14 protein-coding genes are annotated in these 16,447 nt (G+C 28.6%); all 14 read left to right on the forward strand.

The annotated features are described in order from the left end of the window. The first annotated feature begins 271 nt into the window (after positions 1-271). Complete coding sequence (gene acpS / locus ACWPW7_RS06935) at positions 272-658, forward strand: holo-ACP synthase (RefSeq protein WP_291567904.1); 387 nt, start codon at positions 272-274, stop codon at positions 656-658. Beyond that, positions 648-1,553: an NAD(P)H-hydrate dehydratase gene (locus ACWPW7_RS06940; RefSeq protein WP_454052915.1), complete on the forward strand. Its 906-nt coding sequence runs from the start codon at positions 648-650 to the stop codon at positions 1,551-1,553. The genes acpS and ACWPW7_RS06940 overlap by 11 nt, the downstream gene beginning before the upstream one ends. A 94-nt stretch (positions 1,554-1,647) precedes the next feature. After that, positions 1,648-2,274: a germination lipoprotein GerS-related protein gene (locus ACWPW7_RS06945; RefSeq protein ID WP_454052916.1), complete on the forward strand. Its 627-nt coding sequence runs from the start codon at positions 1,648-1,650 to the stop codon at positions 2,272-2,274. Between the two features lie 68 nt (positions 2,275-2,342). Next, a complete protein-coding gene (gene alr, locus ACWPW7_RS06950; protein ID WP_291567909.1) occupies positions 2,343-3,506 on the forward strand; it encodes an alanine racemase in 1,164 nt (387 codons plus the stop codon). 145 nt (positions 3,507-3,651) lie between these two features. Next, positions 3,652-3,915, forward strand: coding sequence for a CopG family transcriptional regulator (locus ACWPW7_RS06955; RefSeq protein ID WP_291567910.1), 264 nt, complete (start codon positions 3,652-3,654; stop codon positions 3,913-3,915). A gap of 16 nt (positions 3,916-3,931) precedes the next feature. Continuing rightward, positions 3,932-4,300, forward strand: coding sequence for a type II toxin-antitoxin system PemK/MazF family toxin (locus tag ACWPW7_RS06960; RefSeq protein ID WP_039636465.1), 369 nt, complete (start codon positions 3,932-3,934; stop codon positions 4,298-4,300). A 457-nt stretch (positions 4,301-4,757) separates the two neighbouring features. Next, a complete protein-coding gene (locus tag ACWPW7_RS06965; RefSeq protein ID WP_312575624.1) occupies positions 4,758-5,585 on the forward strand; it encodes a transketolase in 828 nt (275 codons plus the stop codon). Then, entirely contained in the window at positions 5,582-6,523 is a 942-nt protein-coding gene (locus tag ACWPW7_RS06970; protein WP_291559711.1) for a transketolase family protein, read from the forward strand. Before ACWPW7_RS06965 ends, ACWPW7_RS06970 begins: the two co-directional genes overlap by 4 nt. 1,851 nt (positions 6,524-8,374) lie before the next feature. Continuing rightward, positions 8,375-8,770: a hypothetical protein gene (locus ACWPW7_RS06975; RefSeq protein WP_291559702.1), complete on the forward strand. Its 396-nt coding sequence runs from the start codon at positions 8,375-8,377 to the stop codon at positions 8,768-8,770. A 537-nt stretch (positions 8,771-9,307) separates the two neighbouring features. Further along, on the forward strand, positions 9,308-9,994 hold the full coding sequence (gene ftsE / locus ACWPW7_RS06980) for a cell division ATP-binding protein FtsE (RefSeq protein WP_312575629.1): 687 nt from the start codon (positions 9,308-9,310) through the stop codon (positions 9,992-9,994). Further along, positions 9,960-10,874, forward strand: coding sequence for a permease-like cell division protein FtsX (gene ftsX, locus ACWPW7_RS06985; RefSeq protein WP_454052917.1), 915 nt, complete (start codon positions 9,960-9,962; stop codon positions 10,872-10,874). The genes ftsE and ftsX overlap by 35 nt, the downstream gene beginning before the upstream one ends. Before the next feature lie 602 nt (positions 10,875-11,476). Continuing rightward, positions 11,477-12,745, forward strand: coding sequence for a S41 family peptidase (locus tag ACWPW7_RS06990; protein WP_454052918.1), 1,269 nt, complete (start codon positions 11,477-11,479; stop codon positions 12,743-12,745). A 422-nt stretch (positions 12,746-13,167) separates the two neighbouring features. After that, positions 13,168-14,457 (forward strand): PDZ domain-containing protein, encoded by a 1,290-nt coding sequence (locus ACWPW7_RS06995; RefSeq protein WP_454052919.1) that lies wholly within the window; start codon positions 13,168-13,170, stop codon positions 14,455-14,457. A 12-nt stretch (positions 14,458-14,469) separates the two neighbouring features. Further along, positions 14,470-16,443, forward strand: coding sequence for an excinuclease ABC subunit UvrB (gene uvrB / locus ACWPW7_RS07000; protein ID WP_454052920.1), 1,974 nt, complete (start codon positions 14,470-14,472; stop codon positions 16,441-16,443). Positions 16,444-16,447 lie beyond the last annotated feature (4 nt).

Consider the following 16,447-nt stretch of genomic DNA (forward strand, 5'->3'; position numbering starts at 1 on the left):
TAAATTATAAGAATAGTATAATTTTAATATGTATTAAATTAAAAATCTTAAATAATTGATAAAGTAGAGTTATCAATTAAAAGGATGTAAATAACTCCTTTAAGACATCAGAAAATAATTAGCGGATGTTTTACTATATGATCAAGGTTCTGTTGTATTATATACGATATTCTTAGAACTTTTAGCTAATTATTTTAGATGACTAAAATATTTTAATTATTTTGAAAAGAGACTAATTTTCACTTAATTAAATTTATAAGGAGGTGAGGCAGTGATAGTAGGTATTGGGGTGGATATAGTTGAAATTCGAAGAATAGAAACTGCTATGAATAGAACAAGCGGATTTTTAGAAAAAATTTTTACTGATTCTGAGTTAAAGCATTTAAAAAGTAGAAACTTAAGACCAGAATATATAGCTGGACGATTTGCTGCAAAGGAAGCTGTATCGAAGGCTTTAGGCACAGGTTTTAGAAGTTTTAATTTTAAGGATATAATAGTTGAGAATACTGCTCTTGGAAAACCTATAGTAACTTTAAGTGGAAATGCTGATTTAATTGCGAAGGAAATGGGAGAGTATAATTTGCAATTGAGCATTTCTCATGGTGAGGATAATGCAATAGCTTATGCTATATTGGAGGTGAGGCTTAATGGGGAATAGTCTTCAGAACTTCAAGAACACAATCTTTACAAATCTACATAATATTTATTTTAAAGAAATCAAGTTAACAGAGGAGTTTATTATAAGCTCACTGAAGAAAAGAAAAATAGATGGACACAAAGGTGATTACGGAAGAGTACTTATAATATCAGGTTCTAAAGGATATAGTGGTGCAGCCTACATAACCACTCAAGCAGCAGTTAGAAGTGGTGCTGGATTAGTCACACTATGTACTCATAAAGAGCTTCAAGATATTATGTCTATAAAGCTTTGTGAGGCAATGACAGTAAATTTTGAAGAGACAGATAAGATTAATAATATTGTTGAAAAAAGTAATGTAATAGCTTTTGGTCCTGGAATGGGAAATAGTAGACTTACCTTTAATATATTAAAAGAAATTTTAACTAAAAGTGAGTGTCCTATAGTTATCGATGCTGATGGATTAAATGTATTGCAAGGACAACTAGAACTTTTAGAGTATAAGAATAATGAGATAATATTAACTCCTCATTTAAGAGAAATGGCAAGACTTACAGGTTTAACAATAGAAGAAATTAAAGAAAATAAAGTTAAAATAGCTAAAGAATTTGCTAAAATACATAATATTATTTTACTTCTAAAAGGATATAATACTATAATTACTGATGGAACCGTGGTTTATATAAATACTACAGGAAATAGTGCTATGGCATCAGGTGGTATGGGAGATGCTTTAACAGGAGTAATATCATCCTTTATAGCTCAGGGGTATGAGCCTTTAAAAGCTACTTATTTAGGTGCATATATACATGGGTATTGTGGAGATTTGTTGTCAGAAGAAATGTTCTGCGTCAATGCTACTCATTTAATAGAGTACTTACCTTATAGTATTAAAAAGCTTATGGATAAGTTATAAATAATTTAATTTGATAAGCTTTAATAATTGGTTATAGTATTAAAAAAATAATAATAGATATAGTAGTGTATTACTTTATATGGGGGAATGTATTATGAATAAACCATTAAGAAATTCACTACTAGCTATAGGCAGTTTAATAATCTTAACTATAGTATTCTTCGTGATAAGGGGGCTGAAAAGCTCTGTTACAGAAGAAGTACAAATAACTGAATATTTGAAAAATATAAAAGCGTATAAAAGTGATGTAATAATTGAAGTGAATAATTCAAAGCAAAATTTAACTTATAAGGGTAAACAAGCTTATATGAAGAATTCAGCATATATATTAGAATTAGAGGATGAAAGGGTATTTACTTTTAACGGCGATCAATTAGTTGTTAAGGATAAACATAATAATAGAGAATATGCTCTTTCAAGTGATTTTGATGAAGTATTAAAGTATTGTTTTATAGGGGAATTTATAGGCCTTTTATATACAAATGAAGAGATAAATTATTCTATTGAGCAAGTGGATAATACACAGTGTTTAGCTATTGATTTATTACTTCCAGGAATAAATAAAAATATTCATAAAGGGGTAATGTATATCAATTTAAAGAACGGTTTGCCAAAAGAATTCCATATCCTAGATATTAAGGGGAAGGAAAAAGTAAAGTGTACTTATGAAAATTTTGTAGAGTTAGAAAAAATTGAAGATTATGAATTTGAAGGAATGTAGTTACAAAAGGGCAAATTAGAGATATTATAGAAAATTAAGATAGTTAAATTAACTGTGAGGTGGAAAATTTGTTTAGACATTTAAGACCAGTATGGGCAGAAGTAGATTTAGATAAACTAGCTTATAATATGAGAGAGATAAAGAAAATTGCTAAAAGCAAAAATATTGTAGCGGTAGTAAAAGCAGATGGGTATGGCCATGGAGCAGTGGATATAGCACCAGTGCTTTTACAAAATGGAGCTAATGGATTAGCAGTTGCAGTAATAAGTGAAGCAGTAGAATTAAGAAGAGCAGGAATTGAAGCACCAATTATGGTACTTGGTTTCACACCTCCTAATTTAATAGATAATTTATTAAGATATGATATTGAACAGACCGTAATTAACTATGAATTTGCCAAGGAGCTATCTAATATGGCTCGTAAGAAAAATAAAATAGCTAAGATTCATATTGCAGTGGACACAGGTATGGGACGTATAGGGTTCTTACCAAATGACAAAAGTGTTGATGAAATTTATAAAATTAGTCAATTATCTAACATAGAAATAGAGGGTTTATTTTCACATTTTTCATCAGCTGATGAAGGGGACAAGGAGTATACTAAATTACAGGTGGAACGTTTTAACGACTTTTACAATAAACTTAAAAATTTAAATATAAAGATTAATAATAGACATATTGGAAATAGTGCAGCAATCATTGATTTACCGGAAACTCACTTTGAGTCGGTAAGACCAGGAATTATACTATATGGATATTATCCATCAAATGAAGTAGTAAAACAGAAAATAAAGTTAAAACCAGTAATGTCATTAAAATCGAATATTATTCATATAAAAACTTTACCACCAGGAGAACATATAAGTTATGGTAGAAGATTTAAAACGGAAAGAGAAAGTGTTATTGCTACCCTTCCTGTAGGATATGCTGATGGTTATACAAGATTACTTTTCGGAAAAGCAAAGGTTATTGTTAATGGGAAATTTGCACCAGTAGTTGGTACTATATGTATGGACCAATGTATGATAGATGTAACAAACATTGCAGGTGTAGAACTTGGAGATGAGGTTATACTAATAGGTGAAGACGACCATAATAATAAATTTACTGCTGATAATGTAGCAGAACTTCTAGGTACGATAAATTACGAAATTGTTTGTGCTATAAACAAGAGAGTACCAAGAGTTTACATAAAAGGTGGTAAAGTAATCAAAGTTAGGAATTATGTATAATTTTTAGGCTATCAGAAAAAGTAAAAAAATGTTGTAGAAAGTAGAAAAAAGCCCATAATTTCTTTGACATCTTGACAGCTGTTGAATTATAATTAAAACTGTACATAATGGTTGTTATTAGTTATATAGGAGGTATTGAATTTCCATGTCAGATTCAAAGAAATTAAGTGTGAACCTCTCCAAAACACTTTTGGGAAAAATTGGTAAAAGTTTAAATGCAGATTATAAAAAAAATAGTGAATTTATTGACGAAGCCATAATACTATATATAGAAGAGGAAAACTCTATCGATTTTATAGAGACTATGAAGCAAGGTTATTTATCTATGGCTGAACTAAATTTAGAAATAGCAGAATTTGGTTTAGAACAAGATGTTTGTGACTTCATAGAATATGAATCTAGGCTTTAGGAGAGTGAATTGCCTAATGACAACTGTTGTGAAAAGAGGAGATATATTTTACGCTGATTTAAGTCCAGTTGTTGGATCGGAACAAGGTGGGGTAAGGCCGGTAATTATTATTCAAAATGATATTGGAAATAGATATAGCCCTACAGTAATTGTTGCAGCTATTACTTCTCAGATAAATAAGGCGAAACTTCCAACTCATGTAGAAATTTCTTCTGAGGAGTATGGATTAAATAAAGACTCGGTAGTTTTGCTAGAACAAATAAGAACATTAGATAAAAGAAGACTTAAAGAAAAAATAGGTCATATGACAAAAGATGATATGGAAAAAGTTGATACATCTTTAATGCTTAGTTTAGATTTAAAGCATAAAAATAAAAATAACTAATATATAGGAGTTGTGAAAATCACAACTCCTTTATTAACTATTTTATTGAATAATAAAAATATATTTTAGGTAATATATGATATGTATTTTAAAATAGATAATAATACTTATAATATATATAGATGTAGCAGTTCTAAATTCAATATATATGTGAAAATAGTTAATGTTTTTTAGTATTATAATTAGGACTATTAAATTCACAATTGTGGATATTTTTCAGCAAAAGCTGAGAAATATCCACAATTGATTTATTTTTAAAGTGACGCAGTCACTTCTATTAAAAAATCTAATTAAAGAAATTAATTTGTAAAATTAATTTCAACCACAATCGTCAATTGTCCATTTTCAATTCTCCGTTAATTAAAGTTGTGAATTGTGAATTGTTTAAAGTAAAGTGTTGTTAAAAAGTATAAAATTGTTATAATAGTTTATAGAAGATAATCTAGGAGGTAGAGGCATGGAAAGAACACTAGACCAATTAAAAGACATTGCTAAAGAGATAAGAAAAGACATAGTTATAATGTTAACTGAGTCAGCTTCAGGACATCCAGGTGGCTCATTATCAGCAGTTGAAATTTTAACTACATTATATTTTAATGAGATGAATGTAGACCCAAGCAATCCTAAAAATCCAAAGAGAGATAGATTTGTACTTTCAAAAGGACATGCAGCACCAGTTTTATATAGTACATTAGTTGAAAAAGGATTTTTTGAAAGATCTGAGCTTATGAAATTAAGAAAAATAGGTTCAATACTTCAAGGACATCCAAATATGAACTATGTTCCAGGCGTTGATATGTCAACAGGTTCATTAGGGCAAGGTATTTCTACAGCAGTAGGTATGGCTTTAGCTGGGAAACTAGATAATAGTGAATATAGAGTATATACTCTTTTAGGCGATGGAGAACTTCAAGAGGGTCAAGTGTGGGAAGCGGCTATGAGTGCTGCACACTATAAGTTAGGAAACTTAACAGCCTTTGTTGATTATAATGGACTTCAAATAGATGGAGATATATCTGAAGTTATGAACCCAAATCCAATAGCAGATAAGTTTGCTGCTTTTGGCTGGAATGTCATAGTATTAGAGGATGGACATGATTTAGTGGCTATTAAAAACTCCATAGAGGAAGCTAAAAAAATAACAAATAAGCCTACAGTAGTAGTATGTAAAACAATTAAAGGTAAAGGCGTATCATTTATGGAAAATCAAGCGGGATGGCATGGATCTGCCCCTAATAAAGAACAATGCGATTTAGCATTAAAAGAAATAGGAGGGGAAGCATAATGACTAAAATAGCAACAAGAGAAGCATACGGAAAAGCACTTGCAAGAATAGGTCAAGAAAATGAAAATATAGTAGTTTTAGATGCTGATCTATCAAAATCTACAAAAACAGCTGATTTTAAGAAAGTTTGCCCTGAAAGATTTTTAAATATGGGAATAGCTGAAGCAAATATGATGTCAGTAGCAGCAGGACTTGCAAGTTGTGGTAAAATTCCTTTCGTAAGTACTTTTGCAATGTTTGCAGCAGGAAGAGGATTTGAGCAAATAAGAAATTCAATATGCTATCCAAAGTTAAATGTTAAAGTATGTGCAACTCATGCAGGATTAACAGTAGGAGAAGATGGTGCATCTCATCAAGCTATAGAAGATATAGCATTAATGAGAAGTGTACCAAACATGGTAGTTATAAGCCCAAGTGATGCTATTGAAACAGAAGCGGCTATTGAAGCAGTTACAAAATATCAAGGACCATGCTATGTAAGACTTGGAAGAAGTGCGGTTCCTACAGTAAATACAAATGCTGATTATAAATTTGAAATAGGAAAAGCTGTTACATTGAGAGAAGGAAAAGATGTTGCTATTATTGCTACAGGAATAATGGTGGATGCTGCTCTTGAAGCTGCAAATACTTTAAGTGAAGAAGGGATAAAAGCAAAAGTTATAAACATACATACAATTAAACCTATTGATGAGGAAGCTATAACTAGTGCTGCTAGAGAAACTGGGTTAATAATAACAGCAGAAGAGCATAATGTGATTGGTGGATTAGGTTCAGCAGTATGTGAAGTTGTAACTTCAAATCATCCAGTTCCAGTAATTAGAGTTGGGGTTAAAGACACATTTGGTGAAAGTGGTAAACCAGCAGATTTACTAAAAGCTTATGGTCTAACAGCAGCAGATATTGTTAAATCAGCTAAAAAAGGATTAGAATTAAAATAGAAATTATAGAAAGCTTCACAAAGTAATATTTGTGAAGTTTTTTTGTGCAAAAAATAAGGGCCAGATACTGGAGTTAAATTACTTTCTTATATTAATGTCATCTGACTTTTGAGAGCCAAATGAATAAATAATCCATTATTGTTATTTATTTTTTTGAAATTACAGTAATGTAAGATTAGTAGGTCAATTTGTAAGATAGTTAAATGGCTATATTAGTATCAAAAAATTATAATTAAATCATAGGATTGGAGCAAAAAAATAATAAATAAATTTTAGGAGAAGTGATGTAAATGAAAAAGATCTTAAACACAGTAAAAACAGTTTTAGAGGTAATAGTAAGAGATCATAAGAAAAATTAAAATGATTAAAAATACAATTTAGATGTGGAGGAAAAATTATGAAAAGACTAATAAATATAATAAAAATAATTTTAGAAACATTTATAATTGGTGGATTTGTTTCAGGAAAAGAGTTAGCCAAATCAATTGATAAATAAAGTATTGGTGAAAAGGATAAAAAGTATGAATTGTAAAACAAAATATAAGACAAGTTTTTATATAAAAATGTAAGAGTATATAAAATTTTTAATTAGTTTATATACTCTTTATTTATTTTTTGTAGAATTGAGGTTTATATATAATGTCTTAATATTATATAGATGCTATTATAGCTAATGCTTAATAGGAATTAATGGAAAATTTAAATTTATTAGTAATATCAGACCTTTAGATATTAATATACTAGATTAATCAAAGGAAGAATTATTATTGAGAATTACAGTAATGTAAGATTAATATGCAGCTTTGTAAGCTAGTTAAATGGCTTCATGTTAATTAATACACTATAATTTAATCATAAGGTTAACAGATATAAGTTAACAAATAAATTTTAAGGAGATGATTATATGAAGAAATTAATAGATACAGTAAAGACAGTTTTAGGAATAATAGTTATTGGGGGACTAGTTAATGGCAAAGATTTAGCAGAAGAATTTGAAGGAATCAAATAGTAAAGCTTTTAAATTAGGAGGAAATTATTATGAGAAAAATGATGAATATAGTAAAAGTAATTTTTCAAGTAATTCTTTTTGGTGGGTTTGTTTCAGCTAAAGGCTTAGCAGAATCTATTGAAGGGTAAAGGAAATAGAAATATGGATATAAATATAGAATATAAAATAAAATATAAAAAAATATAAAAAAGTATATAAACTTAGGAATTAGTTTATATACTTTTTTATATTTTTAAGAGGAATGTATCTTAAGCTTTTGTAGTTAGATTTTACAGAAAATAATGATTTTTTAGGGGAGAGATGTTATAATAATGAATAATCAAAAATTATGTTTATATTGATATATAGGTATCCAATATAAAAACTTAGAATATACTTTGGAAAACAAATTTTCTATAAAAATAGCTTAATCTCTTAGAAGTTAAGAATTAATATTTAGAAATACGAATTTAGGAAGACATTCACTTTTAGTGAATGTCTTAAAATGAAATCTATTCTAGAAAAACTCCAAAGACGTTGACATGGAGTTTTAACCATAATTCGTATTTTTCATTCTTAATTTTTAATTTCTGAAGAAAAATTTTGTTAGGGAAATTAAAATTATGTATAAGTTAAATTTCCATTGTGGACCCTATATAAATACAATACTTAAAAAGTTGATGTATAGTTTAATATAACTATTTTTTATAGCATTTTAATATATAATTTAACACAATGCACAACTTAAAATAATGGACAATTGACAATGCAGTGAAAATTAATTCTAAATTTATCAGCTTTTGTTGAGAAATTTCTACAATTGTGAAATGTGCATTGTGAATTTAATAAGGGAGAGATAAATGATGAAATACGAAACAAAGCAAAGTTCAAAGACTCAATTAGTATTTGAAGATATTTTTACAAGTTTTAAGATTTCACTTAAAATATATTTAATTCCATTAATATTAGGATTGGTTTCAGGGGCTATATATTGTTTAGTAAAAGATTTACCTATAAATATTTATACTTTACTTAGAAGTACAGTGCACATAGGTATTTGGATGTCTTGTCTTGGTTTATTTATAGGGGCTGTGGCATTTATGAAACCACAACATATGGAGCCTTTAAATTATCAAAATCAATGGAGAAATTATTATAAATTTTTTAATTTAATAGGTGCAATAATATCAATATGTTTCTTTATGCTATCTTATTCATTGATAATAGATATAATATTATGGTATGTAGCCATAGGCTAATACAGTAAAATAAATATTAATATAGAAATGATTATAATAATTTAATTAATTAAAACTGTTGACGAAAATGAAACGTCATCAGTTTTTTCTTTTTAAAAAGTTTTTAATATGAGTTTAAAACTAATGAAGAAATGACATTTAAGGTAAAATATTAATAAAGCAAGTAAAATAGTACTTTTCATATAAAGAAAAAATCATAAAATTTATGAGAAAAATATAGTTTATATCATTTAAATGATTATATTTTAGATGTAATATACAAATATATACAGGTTATTCCATAAATTGCTTATTCTTATTTGCTTCTAATTATGATATCATAGAGTTAAATTTTTAAAATATATGGTTATATATAATTATTGCAAATTAATGGAATATTATTACGATGTTTCCGTTAGTTTTTTTATTTTTTTCGATATTTTTTTCAAGTTTTTTGTTATTATTAATATTATGAGGAAAAAATATGTTATAATATTTCTAACTTAATTAGTACATGAGAAAGGAATAGTAATGCTACAAAGAGAGTGAGGAAAAAGAATGATAGAATTTAAGAATGTAACTAAGGTATATAACAATAATGTGCTTGCATTATCAAATTTGAATATAGAAATAAATAAAGGAGAGTTTGTTTTTTTAGTTGGTCCAAGTGGTGCAGGGAAATCTACCTTTATTAAAATGTTATTAAAAGAAGTGGATCCTACTGCAGGAAGTGTAACTGTCACTGGCACAGATTTAACTAAATTAAGTCATAGACAGATTCCTTATTATAGAAGAAAAATTGGAGTGGTATTCCAAGATTTTAGATTAATACCAACTCTTAATGTATATGAGAATGTTGCTTTTGCACTAAGAGTTATTGGTGCAAGTGAAAGAGAAATACATAAAAAAGTTCCTATGGTTCTATCAATGGTTGGACTTTCTAAGAAACATAAGTCTTTCCCTCATGAGCTTTCAGGTGGAGAGCAACAGAGAATTTCTATAGCTAGAGCTATAGTAAACAGTCCAGCTCTTTTAATTGCGGACGAGCCTACAGGAAATCTTGACCCAGAAACTTCACTAGAGATTATGGATATTATTAGTGATATCAATAGAGCAGGAACTACAGTAGTTATGGCTACACATGCTAAAGATATAGTTGATACTATGAAGAAAAGAGTTATTGCCATAGAGAAGGGAACCATAGCAAGAGATGAAGAAAGGGGTAAATACGGATATGAGATTTGATTCTATTAAATACTTTGTAAAGGATGCTTTTAAAAGTATAAAAAGAAATAAAACTTTAAGTATTGCTTCAGCGGCTACTGTTGCAGCTACATTATTTATATTAGGAGTGGTTTCACTAACTTTAGTAAATGTTAATAAGGCAGTAAATCAATTAGGTTCAAAAGTTGAAGCAAGAGTTTTTTTAAAAGATGATATAAAAAATGAAGATAAGGATAAACTAAAGAAAACAATAGAAGGAGTAGATGGTGTCTTAGAAGTTAAATTAGAGACTAAGGAACAAGCATTAGAGAAGATGAAAGAACAATTACAAGATGATAGTGGTGCGTTAGTAGCAGGATTTAATAAGAAAAATCCTTTACCAAGTTCTTACATAGTTAGAGTTGATAACCCTAAGGCAGTGGATGATGTTTTAGCAAAGATTAAAGATGCTCCAGGAATAGAAAAAATTAAAGATGCTAGACAGCTTATTGATCAAGTGACTAAGCTTACTGACTCCGCAACTATGATAGGCGGAATTACTGCTTTAGTATTTGTTTTAGTTTCATTATTCTTAATAGGAAATACTATAAAAATAACAGTTTTTTCAAGAAAACGAGAAATTGGAATAATGAAATATGTAGGTGCTACAGATTGGTTTATTAGATGGCCATTTATAATAGAAGGTATACTTTTAGGAATATTAGGTGCTCTAATTTCTGTTATAATACTATATGGATTATATGGATTTGCACAAACAAAGGCTGCAGATATGCTATTAGGTTTTAATCTAGTAGCAAGAAGTTATATATTAAAAGTAACAATTTGGCAATTTTTACTTGGAGGAATGGTAATTGGTTCACTTGCAAGTATAATATCAATGAGAAAGTTCTTAAAGGTTTAATAGAAGAATTTCAGGCATGGCGTTATAAGGTAGAATATAATGTCATGCCTTGTTTTAATCTATAAAAAATTATTGATTGAAAGCATCTTCAAAAAATAATTAGTTAGTATGATTGAATATTTTGCGTCGTATTATGTAATTAGAACTATTAAATTCACAACTGAGTATATTTTTTAGTAAAACTGAGAAATTTAGAATTGATTCTTTTTGAAGTAATGTAGATATTTCTTATAAAGGAGTAGCAATTGTATTACTATTAAAAAATTAGTTTTAATCAAACTAGTCTTTAACATAATTGTTCATTTTCAATCTTTCATTGATTAAAGCTGTGAATTAAAATATTTAAAATTGTGGGTATGTTGAGCTATATATTAATTTCTAAGGCAGTGCATCTATATATGTTGATATGCAGGCATTGTTAGCATGAAAAATATTTATCATTTTTAACTGATTATTTTCTTTCATATGATTAAAAAAATCCATTGCAAAACATATGTTCTTATGAGAAAATGATTAAGAGATTAAATTTTTATTGAAAAATGTTATAATTATTAGGTATTTACATAAATAATATATATGTATTAAATTGAGAGGTGAGTTAAATGAGTAGTGAAAATAAAGATTTTAATTTTGAGTGGCAGAAGAAAGAGAAAAAGACTAAAAGGAAGTATATTACATACACCGTTATCCTTTTAATTATAACAAATATTATAACAGCAGTATTAACAAACGTTATATCTTTTAATCTACCAAATGGAAAGGTATTAGTAAGCAGAAAAACCTTTGAGAATATATTGGTCTTTGAGAAGCTATATACGGTTAAGGATAAGATAGATAAATATTATATAGGTGAAGTTGATGATAAGGCACTTGTAGAAGGTGCTGCTAAAGGAATGGCGGAGGCAGTAAAAGATCCATATACTACTTTTATGAATGAAAAGGAATTTAAGGATTTTGCTACCCAAACAGGAGGTAGTTATGTAGGGCTTGGTATTCAAATAGGTGTTAAAGAAAATAAAATAGTTGTAATTACTACTTTTGAGAATTCTCCTGCAAAACAAGCAGGTATATTACCAGGAGATATTATTGAAGTTGTCAATGATACTGTAGTTACAGGAAAAGATTTAGAAAAAGCAACTTCTATGATGAAGGGAAAAGAAGGAGAAGAAGTTAAACTTACAATTTCTCGAGAAGAAAAAGGTAAGATTGATTTCGATATAGTACGTCAAGAAATTCAATTGGTAACAGTAAGACATGAAGTGCTTGAAGATAATATAGGATATATTCAAGTATCAATGTTTGATGAACACACTTCTAAAAACTTTTCTGATGCATTAGCAGACCTGACAAAAAATGATATGAAGAGTCTTATTGTTGATTTAAGAGAAAATCCAGGAGGACTTTTAGATCAGACAGTAGAAATGACTTCTCAATTTGTTCCGCAGGGTAAAAATATAGTTTACACAGAAGATAAGAATGGTAATAGAAAAGACTATAATTCTGTAGGTGGAAATCATATAGGATTACCTATAACAGTACTTATTGATGGTGGTACAGCAAGTGCTTCAGAAATATTTATAGGTGCACTTCAAGACTATGGATATGCTACTTTAGTTGGAGAGAAAAGTTTTGGAAAAGGTGTAGTTCAAACTACTTTCTATAGAGAAAGAGATGGATTTGGTGATGGCACAGCGCTAAAGGTTACCATTTCTAAATATTTCACACCTAATGGAAAAAATATTCATGGAGTAGGAATTAAACCTGATGTGGAAGTAAAATATCCAGATGAATTAAGGGAAAGACCTTATGACAGAAGCAATGATCCACAATTTATGAAAGCATTAGAAATTGCTAAAGAAAAAATTAAGTAATTGTTCATTACAAATTTCAAAATGGTGATTTTATTAAGAGTTACAATATTAGTATCTGCCTTTTGTAGGCAGATACTAAATTTATATATATTGGATATATTCTAAATTATATTAACGATTAAAATATTCAATTTAAAAAATAAAGAAATGAATTTAAATTTTTCATTCTCGATTCCTAATAGGAGAAACTAATAAGATTACAACTGATATAACTAAGGCATTTTTAAAAAAGCTAGTCAGTATGAATGTCTATTTTTATCATACTAAATAATGAAAATTTCATGGTAGTGTAATTATCATGAAAAAATATCTCTTTGTTTGATACAAAATATATGACTCATTTTTAATTGGTTATTTTCTTTTATATGCCTAATATCAATTTTAAAAAGTATTTATAACTAATAAGGGGGGGACTTATAAGAATGGAGTTATTAAAATACACGCTAAATCAAGTATCCTATGCTATAGTTAATCCAAGTCATGCTTTGGTTTTAGTTGCACTAAGCTTTATATTTTATATTCAAAATAAGAAAACAGCAAGAATTGAGTATATGATAATGGGGAAAAACAGTACTTCTGCTTTTGAGCTTACTGTATCACAAATTGTTATGGGCATTTTTGGAGGGGTTATAGCAAGTATATTAATAGTATATTTAGGAGTTACTTTTGATATAAATTCTAATGTCTATATTATATTCATGGTTTCTATGATTTTAATGATATTTAACCCTAGATTTATATGTTTATCTTATTCAGGAGCAGTACTAGGAATTTTCTCATTAATCTTTGCCTTGCTATCTAAAATGCTAGATATGCCTAAGTTAAATATTTTTAATGTAAATATAGTAAATTTAATTGCTTTAGTTGGAGTTATGCATTTTGTAGAGGGCATATTAGTTATATTAGATGGTAAAAGAGGATCTATTCCAGTGTTTGGAAATAGAAAAAATACTATTGTTGGAGGCTTTGCTTTTAAAAGATATTGGGCATTACCATTAATACTTTTAATGGTAATGGGAACTGCTGCCTCTAATGGTGGAAGTCAAGTAGCAACACCTAATTGGTGGCCTATATTAAATCATAATGTGAACAAGCTACTTTTTGAAACTGTAGTATTAGGTGCATTACCTATATATGCAGTAGTAGGATACAATTCTTCTACCTTTACTAGAAGTAAAAAGGAAAAAACTTTATTCTCAGGTACATTAATTTCAATTTTTGGATTAGTATTAATAATATTATCTCCTTTGGGGAATTTTGGATTAGTATTTCAAATAGCACTATTATTATTTATGCCCTTTGCTCATGAAGCAATTGCTGTATTTGATAGAAAAAAAGAACTTAAAGGTAAGCCTATTTATGTTAGTAATGATGAAGGAATAATGATATTAGATGTAGCACCCAGTTCATTAGGAAGTGAGATGGGATTAAAATCTGGAGATATGATATTGGAAATAAATGATATAAAAATGATAAATGATGAAGATATATTTCAATTTATGGAACAGATACCTTCTACACTATGGATTAAGATTAAGAGAAGAACAGGGGAAATCATGGAATTTACTAAAAATAGAATTGAAAGTGGTAGTAGAATGGGAGTAGTAATTGTACCTAGAGATTTTCCTAATAAAAAGAAAATAATGAAAGTAGAAAAAAGCTTTGAAGAAATTCTTAATAAGATAAAGAATAAAAAAAATTCTGATGATTAGTGAGGTGAGAAAATGAGTGAATTTAAAATACATTCTAAGTTTAAACCTATGGGTGACCAACCACAGGCTATTGAAAGGTTATCTGATGGAATAATGGAACATAAGAAATTTCAAACTTTATTAGGGGTTACTGGCTCAGGGAAAACTTTTACTATGGCTAATATAATAGAAAAAGTTCAAAGACCTACTTTGGTATTAGCACATAACAAAACTTTAGCTGCACAACTTTGTTCGGAATTTAAGGAGTTTTTTCCTGAAAATGCTGTTGAATACTTTGTATCTTACTATGATTATTATCAACCAGAGGCTTATGTTGCTCAAACTGATACATATATAGAAAAGGATGCTAGTATAAATGATGAAATTGATAAATTAAGACACTCTGCTACATCTGCTCTTTTAGAGAGAAGAGATGTTATAGTAGTTGCATCAGTATCTTGTATTTATGGCTTAGGTAATCCAGAAGAGTATAAAAAACTTACTGTTTCTATTAGAGAAGGTATGGAGAGAGAGAGAAATGAAATAATTAGACAACTTGTAGATATTCAGTATGAAAGAAATGATATTAATTTTGTAAGAGGTACTTTTAGAGTTAGAGGTGATGTCTTAGACATATTTCCAGCATCATCCACTAACAAAGGTATTAGAGTAGAATTTTTTGGAGATGAAGTAGATAGAATTAGAGAATTTGATGTATTGACAGGAGAGATAATAGCTGGTAGAAAACACATCTCTATTTTCCCTGCTTCTCACTTTGCTACCTCAAAGGATAAATTAGAATTAGCTATATCTCAAATTGAACAAGAATTAGAAGTGAGATTAGAAGAGCTTAAAAATCAAGACAAACTTTTAGAAGCACAAAGATTAAAGCAAAGAACTAACTTTGATATTGAAATGATAAGAGAAGTTGGGTATTGCACTGGTATAGAAAACTATTCAAGAATATTAGATGGAAGAGGTAAGGGTACGCCACCGCAAACTTTGTTGCATTATTTTCCAGAAGATTTCTTGTTATTTATAGATGAAAGTCATGTTACTTTACCTCAAATAAGAGCTATGTATGGTGGAGATAAATCAAGAAAGACCTCCCTTGTAGAATATGGTTTTAGGTTACCTTCTGCTTATGATAATAGACCATTACAGTTTGAAGAATTTGAAAAGATTTTAAGCCAGGTGGTATTTGTTAGCGCTACTCCCTCAAAATATGAAGCTGAACATTCGGAAAATGTGGCAGAGCAGATTATAAGACCTACAGGCCTTTTAGATCCTGAAGTTATTGTTAAACCTATAAAAGGTCAAATAGATGATTTATATAGTGAAATTAGAAATACCATAGATAAAGGGTTCAGAGTATTAGTTACAACTCTTACAAAAAAAATGGCAGAGGATTTGACTAAATATTTTAAGGACTTAGGTGTTAAAGTTACATATCTTCACTCAGATATAGATACTATTGAAAGAATGAAAATTATAAGAGATTTAAGAAAAGGTGAAGTTGATGTTTTAGTTGGAATTAATCTTTTAAGAGAAGGGTTAGATATTCCTGAAGTAGCTTTGGTAGCTATATTAGACGCGGATAAGGAAGGATTCTTACGTTCAGAAACTTCTTTGATTCAGACCATAGGAAGGGCAGCAAGAAATTCTGAAAGTAAGGTTATAATGTATGGTGATAATATAACTAACTCTATGGAAAAGGCTATAGGAGAAACCGATAGAAGAAGAAAAATACAAATGGAGTATAATGAAAAACATAATATTACTCCTAAAACTATAATGAAAGATATAAGAGAAATATTGGAGATTTCCACTGTAGCAGAAGAAACAGTAGAATATACTAGCGATGATAAAGATAGAGGAATAGATTTAACTACTTATGTTAACAAATTAGAAGAAGAAATGAAACAAGCTGCAAAAGACCTACAATTTGAAAGAGCTGCACAGCTTAGAGATGAAATTATTAAATTAAGAAAAGAAATTAAAAGTTAAAAAG

This window comes from Clostridium sp. Marseille-Q7071, from assembly GCF_965112025.1.

Excerpts from the sequence above, each read along its gene's own strand:
- ACWPW7_RS06940 (WP_454052915.1), top strand. The coding sequence starts at position 648 with ATGGGGAATAGTCTTCAGAACTTCAAGAACACAATCTTTACAAATCTA.
- ACWPW7_RS06945 (WP_454052916.1), top strand. The coding sequence starts at position 1,648 with ATGAATAAACCATTAAGAAATTCACTACTAGCTATAGGCAGTTTAATA.
- ACWPW7_RS06955 (WP_291567910.1), top strand. The coding sequence starts at position 3,652 with ATGTCAGATTCAAAGAAATTAAGTGTGAACCTCTCCAAAACACTTTTG.
- ACWPW7_RS06960 (WP_039636465.1), top strand. The coding sequence starts at position 3,932 with ATGACAACTGTTGTGAAAAGAGGAGATATATTTTACGCTGATTTAAGT.
- ACWPW7_RS06965 (WP_312575624.1), top strand. The coding sequence starts at position 4,758 with ATGGAAAGAACACTAGACCAATTAAAAGACATTGCTAAAGAGATAAGA.
- ACWPW7_RS06975 (WP_291559702.1), top strand. The coding sequence starts at position 8,375 with ATGAAATACGAAACAAAGCAAAGTTCAAAGACTCAATTAGTATTTGAA.
- ftsE (WP_312575629.1), top strand. The coding sequence starts at position 9,308 with ATGATAGAATTTAAGAATGTAACTAAGGTATATAACAATAATGTGCTT.
- ftsX (WP_454052917.1), top strand. The coding sequence starts at position 9,960 with ATGAAGAAAGGGGTAAATACGGATATGAGATTTGATTCTATTAAATAC.
- ACWPW7_RS06990 (WP_454052918.1), top strand. The coding sequence starts at position 11,477 with ATGAGTAGTGAAAATAAAGATTTTAATTTTGAGTGGCAGAAGAAAGAG.
- ACWPW7_RS06995 (WP_454052919.1), top strand. The coding sequence starts at position 13,168 with ATGGAGTTATTAAAATACACGCTAAATCAAGTATCCTATGCTATAGTT.
- uvrB (WP_454052920.1), top strand. The coding sequence starts at position 14,470 with ATGAGTGAATTTAAAATACATTCTAAGTTTAAACCTATGGGTGACCAA.